Annotated in this window: 14 protein-coding genes and 5 pseudogenes; 3 read left to right on the top strand and 16 right to left on the bottom strand. The window is 41.7% G+C overall.

All coding sequences use genetic code 11. The features are described 5' to 3' along the window. Positions 1-248 precede the first annotated feature (248 nt). Positions 249-461: a hypothetical protein gene (locus JCM19055_RS18570; RefSeq protein WP_042360807.1), complete on the bottom strand. Its 213-nt coding sequence runs from the start codon at positions 459-461 to the stop codon at positions 249-251. 83 nt (positions 462-544) lie between these two features. Between JCM19055_RS18570 and JCM19055_RS18565 the strand changes: the two genes are divergently transcribed. Then, positions 545-1,300, top strand: a complete 756-nt coding sequence (locus tag JCM19055_RS18565) for a polysaccharide deacetylase family protein (RefSeq protein ID WP_042360806.1) — start codon at positions 545-547, stop codon at positions 1,298-1,300. Positions 1,301-1,337: 37 nt separating this feature from the next. On the opposite strand, the gene JCM19055_RS26690 is transcribed toward JCM19055_RS18565, so the two are convergent. From JCM19055_RS26690 to JCM19055_RS32220, 5 genes and pseudogenes are all read right to left on the bottom strand, one after another. Beyond that, entirely contained in the window at positions 1,338-1,802 is a 465-nt protein-coding gene (locus JCM19055_RS26690) for a SidA/IucD/PvdA family monooxygenase (RefSeq protein ID WP_052366523.1), read from the bottom strand. A gap of 28 nt (positions 1,803-1,830) precedes the next feature. Further along, positions 1,831-1,962: pseudogene (locus JCM19055_RS32230) on the bottom strand (SidA/IucD/PvdA family monooxygenase); the annotation flags it as partial. Positions 1,963-2,008: 46 nt separating this feature from the next. Next, positions 2,009-2,626, bottom strand: a complete 618-nt coding sequence (locus tag JCM19055_RS26680; RefSeq protein WP_052366522.1) for a SidA/IucD/PvdA family monooxygenase — start codon at positions 2,624-2,626, stop codon at positions 2,009-2,011. 91 nt (positions 2,627-2,717) lie between these two features. Further along, positions 2,718-3,014 (bottom strand): KinB-signaling pathway activation protein, encoded by a 297-nt coding sequence (locus JCM19055_RS32225; protein WP_370543224.1) that lies wholly within the window; start codon positions 3,012-3,014, stop codon positions 2,718-2,720. 10 nt (positions 3,015-3,024) lie between these two features. Then, positions 3,025-3,315 carry a KinB-signaling pathway activation protein gene (locus JCM19055_RS32220; RefSeq protein ID WP_370543223.1) on the bottom strand — a complete coding sequence of 97 codons (291 nt, stop codon included), beginning with the start codon at positions 3,313-3,315 and terminating at the stop codon, positions 3,025-3,027. 89 nt (positions 3,316-3,404) lie between these two features. On the opposite strand from JCM19055_RS32220, the gene gerD reads away from it, so the two are divergent. Continuing rightward, entirely contained in the window at positions 3,405-3,977 is a 573-nt protein-coding gene (gene gerD / locus JCM19055_RS18550) for a spore germination lipoprotein GerD (protein ID WP_052366521.1), read from the top strand. 120 nt (positions 3,978-4,097) lie between these two features. Here gerD and JCM19055_RS18545 read toward each other — a convergent pair. The 5 genes and pseudogenes from JCM19055_RS18545 to JCM19055_RS30315 all read right to left on the bottom strand — a co-directional run bounded on the left by JCM19055_RS18545 (position 4,098) and on the right by JCM19055_RS30315 (position 8,564). Further along, positions 4,098-5,155, bottom strand: a pseudogene (locus tag JCM19055_RS18545) (P-loop NTPase). A gap of 61 nt (positions 5,156-5,216) precedes the next feature. Then, complete coding sequence (gene cwlD / locus JCM19055_RS18540) at positions 5,217-5,957, bottom strand: N-acetylmuramoyl-L-alanine amidase CwlD (protein ID WP_265182341.1); 741 nt, start codon at positions 5,955-5,957, stop codon at positions 5,217-5,219. A gap of 56 nt (positions 5,958-6,013) precedes the next feature. Next, entirely contained in the window at positions 6,014-6,436 is a 423-nt protein-coding gene (locus JCM19055_RS18535; RefSeq protein ID WP_042360805.1) for a DUF2521 family protein, read from the bottom strand. A gap of 341 nt (positions 6,437-6,777) precedes the next feature. Continuing rightward, positions 6,778-7,980 carry a DNA ligase D gene (gene ligD / locus JCM19055_RS18530; protein ID WP_265182340.1) on the bottom strand — a complete coding sequence of 401 codons (1,203 nt, stop codon included), beginning with the start codon at positions 7,978-7,980 and terminating at the stop codon, positions 6,778-6,780. Further along, positions 7,938-8,564 (bottom strand): RNA ligase family protein, encoded by a 627-nt coding sequence (locus tag JCM19055_RS30315; RefSeq protein WP_265182339.1) that lies wholly within the window; start codon positions 8,562-8,564, stop codon positions 7,938-7,940. The genes ligD and JCM19055_RS30315 overlap by 43 nt, the downstream gene beginning before the upstream one ends. Positions 8,565-8,672: 108 nt before the next feature. Here JCM19055_RS30315 and JCM19055_RS18525 point away from each other — a divergent pair. Further along, positions 8,673-9,550 (top strand): annotated as a pseudogene (locus JCM19055_RS18525) (Ku protein). Between the two features lie 61 nt (positions 9,551-9,611). Here JCM19055_RS18525 and rpsI read toward each other — a convergent pair. The 5 genes and pseudogenes from rpsI to JCM19055_RS18505 form a co-directional block, all read right to left on the bottom strand. After that, positions 9,612-10,005, bottom strand: a pseudogene (gene rpsI / locus JCM19055_RS18520) (30S ribosomal protein S9). Between the two features lie 18 nt (positions 10,006-10,023). Beyond that, positions 10,024-10,461, bottom strand: coding sequence for a 50S ribosomal protein L13 (gene rplM / locus JCM19055_RS18515; RefSeq protein WP_042360803.1), 438 nt, complete (start codon positions 10,459-10,461; stop codon positions 10,024-10,026). A 193-nt stretch (positions 10,462-10,654) separates the two neighbouring features. Next, the gene (locus JCM19055_RS32215; protein ID WP_370543222.1) at positions 10,655-11,287 is read right to left on the bottom strand and encodes a hypothetical protein; all 633 of its coding nucleotides are present in this window, start codon (positions 11,285-11,287) and stop codon (positions 10,655-10,657) included. After that, positions 11,277-11,549 (bottom strand): hypothetical protein, encoded by a 273-nt coding sequence (locus JCM19055_RS32210; RefSeq protein WP_370543221.1) that lies wholly within the window; start codon positions 11,547-11,549, stop codon positions 11,277-11,279. The genes JCM19055_RS32215 and JCM19055_RS32210 overlap by 11 nt, the downstream gene beginning before the upstream one ends. 126 nt (positions 11,550-11,675) lie before the next feature. Next, a pseudogene (locus JCM19055_RS18505) lies at positions 11,676-13,342 on the bottom strand (long-chain fatty acid--CoA ligase). Positions 13,343-13,363: the final 21 nt, after the last annotated feature.

Below are 13,363 nucleotides of genomic sequence, written 5' to 3'. Positions count from 1 at the left end.
ACGACAGCGACTTCACTATCTTATCACTTTTCAGCGTTTCGTGTCAACAACTTTTTTTTAAAAAGTTTTTTGTGACCGTTTCGCTTTCGTTAGCGACAAGGAATATCTTACCATCAGGCTTAGCTCTTCGTCAATAACTTTTTTTTGAAAAGTTTTTTTGTGAGCTCGTTTTGTTGTTGCTTGCCTGACTGGCGGATATTTAATTTATCATTATCCCCCATATTATGCAAGGGTTTTTGAAGTTTTTTTTAGAATTTCTTAGATTTATATCTTCTTACCTCTTCTTTTGTCGCCATACGTTGATACAATTCTTCAATAATCCTCCTCTTTTCCTCAATACTCTTTCCGACCTTCCCTTCTGCTTTTGCTTGTTGCTCTTTCTTCCTTATCCGATGTAATTCTTCTTTTAACAAATCTCTTAACTCCATCTCTTCTATATCTGTAATTAATAATCCAATCATCTGGCGCCTCCTTTTTAGTTATATCTTGTCCGCTTTCTCATATAGATAACCTAAGGAATGCTTTGTACAAGGAGGGGTTGTCAATGGCTCAGTTTTACGTCGTTAATCGACGAGGAGGGAAAAAGTATTTATTTATCGCAATGGTTGCGTTTTGTACCGCTTGTATTCTTCTAATGGATCGACCGTTCTTAGCCGTATTCTCAGGTCAAGATGGTTCAGTTGCATTCTCTAGTGCTGACATTGATGATGAGAAAACGAGTTTGACGTTTAATGTAAGTTGGGGGGAAGCAAATGTAGAGCCGATCTTAGATATACTTGAAGATAAAAATGTAGATGCTACGTTCTTCGTGTCTGGTGTCTGGTCGGAACGTCATTTAGAAACACTTCAGCGAATGATTGATGACGGACATGAGGTAGGAAACTACGGCTACCGATTCAAGCCTTACCCTGACCAAGAGATTGAAGAGATGCGTAGAGATATGTTGCAAGGACACGAAAGTATAAAAGATGCGATTGGTGAAGCACCTGTGTTCTTCCGACCTCCTGCAGGTATTTTTAATCAAGACGTTCTCGATGCAGCTGAAAACCTCGGTTATTCTGTCATCCACTGGGCTACTGACGGGAAAGACTGGCAAAACCCTGGTGTCGATGAAATCTTAGCAAACATCCAAGAAGAACTATCGCCCGGTGACGTCATTATGCTTGATGCATCTGACTCAGCGAAACAAACCGTAGAAGCCTTGCCCCTCATTATTGATGAATTACAAGATGCGAATTACGAGTTCGTATCACTTGAAATGTTAATTAGCGGGGCCGAAGCGAGTTACGAAGAAATGTAATTTGTAAGCAGAAGAGCAGTTCACATATGAACTGCTCTTAAAATTGTTGAAAAGGGCTGCTACGATCGGTCTTATACGAATGTTGCTCGGTGATTGACTGAATAATTTCCAAGTTTCGAGTAACCGATAGCGCTAAGTTCGTTGCACTCGTGCCATGCGAATGCTCTAAGTTCGTCAACATGTATAGGTTCGAGTTAACATCTCGCTCTGATTTAAAAACTAAACGATAATCTCTCGATACTTTATGCAACCCTTCCGCTTCATAGATAAGCTCATCTTGAAGACTCTCAAGAAAGGTCGGAATGTTAGGCTTATAACCTGTCGCAAAAACTACAGCCTTTGCATGCACATTCCATTCTTCCTCGGTTTGTCCATGTTTACAATACAAGCTGTAGCCACCTTCGTCCTCTTTTGCTTCTACAATTTCAGTAGAGGACTGAATAGTAACTGGAATCTCATTGATTGATGTTCGATGATAAAGGAGCTCATAAATATTATGCAACGTTTTCCCTTCTACGCCATTCCGTAGATTACTTAATGATTCCAGTGTTTTTTTGTCGTTGCTCAAATGGCAACTGATGAAAATGATCAACATAGTCTGGTGTGAATTGTTCTTGGCCGAGCTTACTTTCTTCTAATTGAAAGAATCCTGGAGAACGTGTATACCAGCTTAACTCGTAGTTATATTCTTTTTGGGATTCGAGTAAGTCATAAAAAAACTTCTGCTGCGCTTTGCCCCGAACCGACTACAACAATCGAATCATTCTCTTTAACACGATCTGCATGAAACGTATACGAACTTGAATGGATCAATGATTGGTCTTTATTATCTTCAATACCAGGAGGTAACATCGGCTCACTGCCCGTCCCGACTATAACGTGTTTACTAGTGACGTAATCCACTGAACCTGTATCCATCGTTACGATTCCACACGTGAAATAATCTTCGTGAGGGATGACTTCAATAACTCTTTTATTAAAATGTAAATTCCCTAATTGATCTACTACCCAACGACAATACGCTTCGTACTCTTTACGAGGAATGTTCCACTCTTTAAAAAAATAAAACGGAAACATGCGATTTGTTTCATGAACATAATTCAAAAATGTATACGTGCTCTTCGGATTTGCCAACGTAATAAGATCGGCAAGAAAAGAAATTTGTAAGTCTGTTCGATCGATCAACATTCCTGGATGCCATCTAAATTCAGGACTCTCATCAAAAAAAGCGACGTTTAAATCGGTCCCTTCTTCACATAAAGCCGCTAAACTTAGGTTGAACGGTCCAATGCCCACACCTAAAACATCATAGTCGATTGTTTTCATTTCAATAACTCCCCTTTTAACGTTCCCTTATCCATACCCGTTTCTCTTAAAAATACGCATAAAAAAACACGAGCGTCTGCTCGTGTCGTACTTATTTCTTTGAACGCTGAATACGGTGTAGCGCAATTAATTGATACGTATTCGCAAATAACAATGGCGCAAGATAAATCCAAAGCCATTCGCTATCGTTGACTTGTTGAACCGTTAACGCAGGTACCCACTCAATTGTCGTAATGACAAACATAAAGAACGTTGCTGGAATAAATGCTGTATAATTCGTTTCTTTCATCTTCCAATAAGCAATCAGTAACGCGTATATAAGCAACAATGTCGGCGTGACTAAATATGCAGTCCAAGATTCACCATCTGCATAAGCAATATAACGCAAATAGACAAGATCAAAAAAATACAAATGCGATTAAAAGAACTTGAACCAAATTCCAAAGCTTTGCGGTTTTAAATAACGATAACGCAAAACGATGCAAGATTAAGTAAGCAAAGTAGCCCATTTGTGCAACAATACTAATGGCAGCACCAATTCCAAGCATCCATATTGTTCCCCAGAAGAAATTCCAAAAACCTTCACCCTGAAATGCATCCCATCTTAAAGGAACGCCGACAATGGTACCGCCAACTGCACCGACTAACATTGTCGTGAAGAATAAAAACACAACTTTTCTAGTATTCACACGATCATCCCTTAGTACAGATTCACACCCTTTTAATTCTAACAAGCCCATTGACAAAAAGCCAGTTCACCTTAAAAGCGTTGCATATTTTGTCACCATTTGCACAAAGTAAGCGAAAAGCGAAAGGGGGATCTGTTGTTGCAGAAGCACTTATCTATACTCATTGTCTTTACGATGGCACTTCTTCTCACAGGATGCGCAGCTTATCAAGGCGAAGCGCAAGCGATTATGATGAAACGAAACGAATGGTCGCTGATGTCATTAAAACAGAAGAAGGGAAACAAGCATTGCGGGAGGTTCTTACAGAAGAAGAATTCCAAACTTCACTCGTCATGGAACAATCGTTCGTCCAAGATACGATTCACGATACCTTGACATCTGAAGAAGGAAAAGCCTTTTGGGGGCAACTCATTGATGATCCTAAATTTGGGGTTAAAGTAGCCGACAGCATGCAAACGAAAAATGAGGAAGTGTTAAAGCGCCTCATGAAAGATCCTGATTACCAGACGATGATGATGGAAGTCATGCACGACCCAGAAATGGAACAAGCAACGCTTGAACTCATGAAAAGTAAAGAATTTCGAGAACAAATCATGACTGTTATTGAAGAATCGATGCAAAACCCACGCTTCCAAGCATCTTTACAAAAAAATTGCAAGTGAAAGCGGGGGCGGAGATAGCTCTGAATCCGAAGAAGACAACGATCGTGAGTCAAGCTCAGAAGATGAAAGCTCTAATGAAAGCGAAGAAGAGTAAAGCCCTTAGACTTTACTCTTCTTTATTTATTGAGATTCCTTCTTATCAATCACTCGACGAGCAATCTCTCCATAAATTTCGCCAATTGGGTGATCGGCCGCATAAACCGACGGTGCAAAATCATTCTCGTCAATATCTGGTTGACCGAGTGGCACTTGTCCAATAACGTTCGTCTTTAATTCTTCAGCAAGACGTTCACCACCGCCTTGGCCAAATACATATTCTTTCTCTCCTGTAGCTTGGCTCTGGAAGTACGCCATGTTCTCTACAACGCCGAGAATTCGATGGTTACTCTTAATCGCCATTGCGCCAGCACGTGCAGCTACAAAAGCAGCGGTTGCATGTGGTGTCGTTACGATAATTTCATCTGATTCAGGAAGCATCGTGTGAACATCCAAGGCAACGTCACCTGTTCCTGGTGGCAAGTCTAGAATTAAATAATCTAAGTCTCCCCACGTAACTTCTTTAAAGAAGTTCGTAAGCATCTTTCCAAGCATCGGCCCTCTCCAAATAACAGGAGCATTATCCTCTACAAAGAAGCCCATTGAAATGACCTTTACACCGTAGCGCTCAACAGGATGGATTTTGTCACCTTCAACGGTAGGACGATGTTCAATCCCCATCATATCCGGAACACTAAATCCATAAATATCTGCGTCAACGATTCCGACTTTTTTTTACCTTCTCGTGCAAGCGATACAGCAAGGTTAACGGATACTGTTGATTTCCCAACGCCACCTTTTCCACTAGCAACGGCAATAAATTTAACTTTGTTATCCGGATCTAGGAGACCGGCACTTTTTGCTTCTTGTTCTGGGTCACGATGTTGTTCAATCTCTTCATCAGTCAATTGCTCAAAACGCAAGCCAACACTGTTAGCTCCTAGTTTCTTAACAATGGCAACGATATCTTGCTGAACCTTCATCTGACCGCCGGTACCTGTTTGGGCTAAGGCAATTTTCAAACTTACGTTTTCGCCCTTAATCTTTACTTCTCGTATTCCGCCCGTTTCAAGAATACTTTTATTCAAATCCGGATCTTGGATTGGTTTAAGTACTTCAATAATTTCTTTTTCGTTTAACAACCCTGACACCTTCCCTTCAAGTGTATACCGACACTATTGTATCATACCTGAAAGGTTGGTTTTAGTTTCCTGCCTCATTCTCTTCTGCTAATTCTGGAACTTTATACCGTAGCATTCCTTGATAAATACTTGCCGCTACTTTGTCCTGATATTCTTCAGTGCCAAGATCAGCCGCTTCTTGGACGTTCGATAAAAAACCTACTTCAACAAGAACTCCAGGAATTTCAGCACGGTCCACTAGAAATATATTATGAATCGGCAAAGCAGAACGATTCGTATTTTCTAATTGCCGAACCATTTCACCTTGAACACTTTCTGCCATAAGCTTACTTTCTTCAAACGTACGGTTATAGAACGTTTGCGCTCCTCGCCATTTTGAAGATGGCGTTGCATTTAAATGGAGTGAAACGTAGTAATCCGCATTCGACGAATTTATAACTTCTAATCGACTTTTTAAATCTTCAGTTTTCCGATTTGAAAAACCTCTCGTACTTTCATTGGCAAGATCAGAATCATCTTCTCTCGTCATATACACGAGCGCCCCAGAAGCTTGTAAGTAATCCCTTAATTTTAAAGAAATATCGAGAGCTACATCTTTTTCTAACGTACCGCTCTTTGCCACCGAACCTCCATCAACACCACCGTGACCCGCGTCTAAGATAATGACATTTCCACTTAAAGGCATTTCAAGCGTTGATGTATCTTCGTTAGAAAAAGGGCATACATACTGTAAGCCATCACACCTGCAAAAAGTATGACTAACATCCAAGCGAACTTCATTCGTTTTTTCATGTTCAAACATCCTTTACGAAGGGATAGTTCAATGTATGCAAAAGGAGACAGGCATATGCCTATCCCCTAAGCCTTAACTCTCCCCCGCTGAAGACCTGTTTGAAAGCCGAGATTCCACCAATATGAAACGTAAAGCGAAGCGCCTTCCAGTACTCTTCTAGAATCGACGGAATCATCTTGAATCCAGTCAGAGATAAACAAATTTAGCTCTGTAATTCTTGACTCTAGATGATTAGGGTCTGCTTGCTTTTTCTTTGTTTTTGCTTCACTGATACCAGCTTTTGCAGCATATAAAAACGTTTCAATCGCAACGTCCATACACACTTCTTCTAAGAAAGATTGGCGAAAACGGAACTTCTCGTTAATCGGGACGAGAAACTGTTCCGAAGCACGGACGAGATCATCCATGCTAAGTGTATGAAGCAATGATTTCTCGATCTCCCATTCCCTAGCTCGCTTTTCTTTTTGAAACGATACAACAGCTCCCATCTGCTCCCCCTCACTATTTAGTATGAGAAGATCGCTTTAATTCATAACTGGGAATGCCATTAGGAAATGTTTCACGGGAAACATTTGAGCGGTATAATCCGTTCTTTACAACATCGTAATATCATACCAAAACAATATAAATGAAACAGTTAACACAGCAAGAAAAACGGCGCACTAAACCGCAGCTAACTTTGTCCATACTTTGCCCAACTAATGCAGCAAATCCGTAAATGTCAATGATTCATGTTCCAACTATCATCGCAATCAAGAAGCAGAACACCTCTCTCCCTTACTTTCACGAAACAATGACAGTAAAAATAAGAGGGACGACTAGGCTCACTTTACCAAACGCAGTAATGGCTCCATTCGTTGTTGTTCCCGAGCTCGGAATAAGACGCAAAAGGGCAGCCGATGTCGCGAACACGTGTCACGACATTGCTCAATGTATAATTTGTCGGGTCTAAATCCTCGGTTAGTTCATGCCAATACAACGGTGTAGAAATCGTTCCTTCTATTTGTAACCTTGGGCTGTATGGAGCTATAAGCGTTTTATCTTTCCCATGCTGCACATAATCAACGTACAGTCGCTCGTTCCGATTCTTTTTCAGCCGCTCCGTCGTATAGTTGTCCGGATGAGCCTCAACCATTATGTTTGCAATCCCTTCGGTAATCAGTGCCGTCTCTTCATACGTTACACTTCCTTCTTTGATCGGAATGAATACTTGCAAGCCTTTATTTCCAGATGTTTTCACAAAAGAAATTAGGTCAAGATCATCTAAAATTTGCTTTAGAAGGTGAGCAGCATGAATCGCTAAATAAAAATGTTCTCGATTTGGTGGGTCTAAATCAAAGACAATCTCATTGGGCTGTTCGCAACAGACCCGCTGGAACGGAACGTGATACTCAATTGAACCATGATTGGCTAGCCAAAGTAGACCTTCTAGTCGGTTACATACAATTTCGTTTACCTCAGTCGTTTCTAATACATCACGCGGGGCATAATCCGGAATTTGCTTTTGGAAGAACGTTTCCTTTGTGACTCCGTCAGGTGCTCGAATAATCGTCAATGCTTTGTCTTTAAGAAATGGCAACATATACGGAGCAATGTGACGCATATAAATTAACAAATCTTTCTTTGTAAGGCGAGGCCAAAGTTCCTTTTGCAAATTCTTAATAGGAACGCTCCCAGGAAACTGCGCCAAATCAAGTTCTACTTGTGAAACTGTACAGTCTTTTACTTCAATGCTCGGATCGATTTGCTGAAATTCCGGCTCACGCATCTCACCAGATTCCACACCTAACGTGCGAATCTTCCCGACTACTGCAGGTGGTAAATGATATTCTCCGTTTTTCTCTTCACCTTTTTGTTGAAAAAGTTCGTGGAGCATTGAAGATGACGCCTTCGATAAACCGTGCTTACATTTGCCAATGGTAATTAATGAAGAACCTTGATCCTCAAAAGCCTGCACTGCAAAGTAGCCATTGCTCGGATTATACTGTGCTATAATCCCTGAATGACACGCCAGTTTTTTATCTTTAACCAATCGTAATGCCGTTTTCCTTTTTGATAAACGCTCGTTTTCTTCTTCGCTACAATTCCTTCGCATTGATAATTAAATACACACCTTTCTATGACTGGAAGTTCAGTAAATGTATCGACAACAAGAATCCGCTCGTCATTAGGAAGGCAATTTGTAATTGTTCCAAGCTGTTCCTTTCGCTTTACAAGCGGAAGATCACGTACCTCTACGCCCGCAAACCGAGTAAGATCAAACGCCATCAAACTCGCAGGTCTTAGTTTCGCCTTTTCTTGAATCCGTTCAGTGCTCTTCATCCGTCCACGTACTTGAATGAGGCTAAAGTTTGCTTGATAACGATGGTTTAACACGACCAGTTCCCCGTCAATTTCTACAGGTAAGTAGTCTTTCACATGTTGACTATTCGACTTGCACCACTCCACCACTTCCGGAAACCGCTCGTTCAAATCGTGATTGTTTTTACTAAGCAGTGTAACCGTCTCTTGTGTCCAAATCAGACGGCATCGAAATCCGTCGTACTTGATTTCATACAACCATTCATCTCCCGTTGGAACTGTTTCACTCATAATGGGCTTCATGACGTCCATCATCGTTCACCACCTTATGAGTAGGTTGTGTTAATTCCTGCAAATTACTATTCCACTCGTATAAAAAAATCTTCCCAAATCCAAACTACTTCTTATAAGGAGGGTTGCAACATGCACACGATGTGGAAAGGCACAATTAGCTTTGGACTCGTTAACATCCCTGTAAAAATGCATGCAGCAACTGACAACAAAGACATTCAATTACGCCAGCTACACAAAAAGTGCAAAACACCAATTAAATATAAGAAAGTCTGTCCGAACTGCGAAGAAGAAGTTTCAAACGATGACATCGTAAAAGCCTATGAGTATTCAAAAAAACAAATACGTCATTCTTGATGACGAAGAACTTGAGAAATTAAAGAACGATCAAGAAGACAAAGCTGTTGAAATTATTGACTTCGTTCAATTAGACGATATCGATCCCATCTACTTTAGTAAAAGCTACTACTTATCCCCTAATGAAGGTGGATCAAAAGCTTATGCGTTACTAAGAGAGGCGCTTAAAGACACTCAAAAAAATCGGCATCGCCAAAATGATGATCCGATCAAAAGAGCAACTTGCTGTTATCCGTGTTTATCAAGGCGCTCTCGTTGTCGAAACCATTCACTTCCCTGATGAAGTGCGGTCTACAAAAGACGTCCCTAACATTCCTGAACAAAGTGAAGAGATCGGAAAGAAAGAACTCGATACAGCGAAATTACTCATTGAACAACTCACCACAGAATTTGAACCAGAAAAGTATCAAGACGATTACAGAATCAAATTAGAAGCACTAATTGCAGAAAAGCTTTCCGCTGAAGAAGTAACTGTATCAGAAGAACAAAAATCAACACCTGATAACGTCACCGATATCATGGAAGCACTCGAGAAGTCCATTAATCGAGCAAAGAAGAATCAACCGAAACCAAAAACAAAGAAAAAAAGCCGCTGCCAAAAAGCCAGCGACTACAAAGACATCAACAACGAAGAAAAAAAAGCAACATCTTAAAGTTGAACACAAAAAAACAGCCAGTAAGGAGAACCCTTTCTGGCTGTTTCGAGTCGGTTGCTTAACGTTTTGAGAATTGTGGTGCACGACGTGCAGCTTTAAGACCGTATTTTTTTACGCTCTTTCATTCTTGAATCACGAGTTAAGAAGCCTTTTTCTTTAAGTGTACTGCGGTATTCTGGGTCAACTTCAAGAAGTGCGCGTGAAAGACCGAGTTGGATCGCTCCCGCTTGACCTGTGAATCCACCACCATGAACATTAACTTTAATGTCATATTGGTTCTCTGTTCCTGTTTCAACAAATGGTGCGCGAACAACCATCTTGAGTGTTTCGTAATCGAAGTACTCATCCATGTCACGCTTGTTGATCGTTACTTTACCGCTGCCCGGTGTGACGAATACACGAGCAGTTGAGTTCTTACGACGGCCTGTACCGTAATATTGCAAAGCTGTCAATTCAAACCCTCCTCTTAATTATCCACGTAGCTCGTAAGCTTCTGGTTTTTGTGCTTCGTGCTTATGCTCTGGTCCTGCGTATACGTGAAGCTTCTTGATCGTTTGACGACCGAGTGCGTTCTTTGGAAGCATTCCGTGTACTGCAAGTTCAATAATCTTCTCTGGCTTGCTTTGACGCATGTCGATCGCGCGAGTTGATTTAATCCCTCCGCGATAGCCACTGTGACGATAGTAAACTTTGTCTGTCCACTTCTTACCTGTAAGTTCGATTTTCTCAGCATTGATGATGATGACATTGTCACCTGTGTCAACGTGTGGAGTGAACTCAGGTTTGTTTTTACCGCGTAGGATTGAAGCAACTTCACTAGCCAAACGTCCGAGAGTTTGACCTGCAGCATCAATCACGTACCATTTACGTTCGATTTCATTTGCTTTAGCCATATAAGTTGTACGCATGGTGGAACCTCCTCGTTCAAGATCATTCATTTATTTAACAATCAGTTTGTTGTTCTCGTTTATTTCATTCTCCGGGGCAGTGGAGTTTGAAATGCCAACTAACATCATATAATAGTTCTGGCCCAAAGTCAATTATTATAAGCAAAATTGACAAAGAAAAACCACCTCTTATGAGATGGCTCAAAACCCGTTTCTATAAAGGCTTCACGCTGATTGGTTGACCCTTAAAAACTCGACTTGGGTTTCCTGTAAAGATCTGGTTTAATGTCTTAACTGAAACACCGGACTGTTGTAAGTCTGGTAAGATCTTTTCGAATAGATGACTTACATGCCACTTTTCTAAAACTTTCATCATGAAATCGCTTTCAGGAAATCGTCTACCCCGCCAATAATTCACGGTATCATGGGAGAGAATGATTTGATCTTCATAGCCCATCGCAAGTAACCCTAAAAGAGTCGCTTTTCTTTCCTCATCACGAGGTGTACCTACTAGACCTTCCAAGCCAAAACGATCAAATCCAATTGTCACGCCCCGCTCTAATACTCGCAAATGATCACGAATGTTCGTCGTACCATCCATATGACCAATTACAATCTTTGCAGGATCTGCTCCGTGCGCAACAAGAAGCTCGATTTGCTCATAGCCCATTGTTCCCTCTTGCGTATGCGTCATAATCGGAATGCCGGTTTCCTTTTGAATTCGTGCGGCTTGCCTGAAAAACATCTGCTCATATTCTGTAATCACACCTCGACTGGAACCTACCTTAATAACTCCTGGCTTGATACCAGTCCCAGCGATGCCATCTGTGACTTCCTCATAGAACATCTCGTAAATCTCTTCTTCGGCATTGCTTAATCCCACTCGTGCTTTGAAGTAGCTGCGCCCCTTCACCTTCATAATAATAACCACTTGCACAGACGATGTTCATTCCTGTGCGCAGAGAAATTTCTTTAAGCATCTCTGGATCACGCCCACAATCGTTTGGCGTCGGATCCACCACGGTGTTCACCCCAAATTGTTGCAACTTCTCACATACCTCAATACCAACTCGTAATGCTTCTTCACGGTCGTAACGCCCGAGCGTCACGTCACCCTAAAAGCCTGGGTAGCCAAAGATGAAATGTTCATGCATCATCGTCTTACCTAGATCTCCAATTGCCAATCGACCTGTGACCGTTTCTACATGTGAATTCATCACTACTCCCCTTTTCGATTACGACTTTGATTTTTGAAGTTCAGCGTCTTGCAGTTTTCTCCAAAGAATCTTTCCGCTGCCTGAAACGGGCAGTTCTTTTGTGAATTCAATAACTCGAGGGTACTTATAGGCTGCCATCTTTTCCTTCGCCCAATCAATGATCTCTTGCTCGGTCGTTGATTCATAACCGTCATTTAAGATAATGACCGCTTTCACCGTTTCTCCTCGTCTTGCGTCAGGTGTGCTGATAATGCAGCATTGTTGCACCGCTGGATGAGCGTACATTTTGGACTCTACTTCTGCAGGCCAGACTTTGAATCCCGAAGAATTAATCATCCGCTTTACACGATCGACAATATAGAAGTATCCATCTTCATCGTACGTCACAATGTCACCTGTTCTAAAAAAATGTCTTGCCATCAAGTTCGACAAAGACTTGAGCCGTATCTTCTGGCCGATTCCAATACCCTTTAAACACTTGAGGGCCATTCACGAGAAGTTCGCCTTCTTGTCCTGGACCTAATTCTTGTAATGTAAGTGGTTCGACAACTCGACTATCGACATCAAAGCTCGGAATGCCTAGGCATTGTAACTTCGCTTTACCGATCGGATTCGAATGCGTCGTTGAGATCGTCTCAGTAAGACCATACCCTTCTGCATAACGCAACCCAGTTACTTCAAAGAGCTTCTCACCGACAGCTTTCGGAAGCGCTGCACCGCCTCCATTCACTGCTAACAAACTACTTAAGTTATAATTTGATAAGTTGGGGTTGGCTAAAAAATCAACGACCATCGTCGAGATATTCGTCCAGTTTGTACACTCGTGTTTCTCAATTAACCTCCCAGCAACGTCTCGGTTCCAACGGGTCATCAACACGACTGTTCCCCCTAAATGAATCGGAACAAACATACAATGAACGAGTCCTGTTACGTGGAACAACGGTAGTCCACCTAGTGCTACTGCCTCTGGTGATCCATTGCCCCAATGGCTACCTGACATGACATTCGCTTGTACGGTTTTGTGTGTATGCTTGCAGCCTTTTGGCAATCCCGTCGTTCCCGACGTATAAGGGAGTACGGCCAAATCACCTGATTCACCTTTATATGCAAGAGGTGCTTGATCGTACCTCAGTACTTCTTGCCAAGAAATATGGTTCGTGTCCTTCCCAATCGGTGGTGCCTTTACAACATCAGGCAACTCATACTCGCAAGACTCTGGTAAATACTCAGAATAAGCAGCAAGAATGACGTGCTTTAAAGGCGTCATGTTAAGTAGTGGTTTAATACGCTCAAACAACTCCTGACCGACAAATGCAACGGTCGCCTCACTATCTTCGATCGGAAACTTCACTTCTTCTGTTACCATCATCGGATTAATTGGCACTGCAATCGCCTCTGCACGCAAAATAGCGTGGATCGCAATGACATATTGCGGGCTATTCTGCATGTAAATCAGAACACGATCACCTTTTTTTCACACCGAGCTCGTGTTGCAAATAACCCGCTACTCGCTTTTGCTCTTCGTACAGCTGTTGATAGGTAATTTCTTGATCGTAGTAAATAATTGCTCGTTTATTCGGGTAACGCCTCGCACTAATAGCTAGATTATCCAAAAGAGTTGTTTCAGGAATGCTCAAGCGCTTTGGTGTACGTTCTGGCCAGTGATCATAGTGTCTAGTAAACATAAAATGAACCACCTCACCCTA

Source organism: Geomicrobium sp. JCM 19055 (genome assembly GCF_000698185.1).
Lineage (GTDB): Bacteria > Bacillota > Bacilli > Bacillales > Marinococcaceae > Geomicrobium_A > Geomicrobium_A sediminis.
This window is presented reverse-complemented; position numbering and strand designations above follow the sequence as displayed.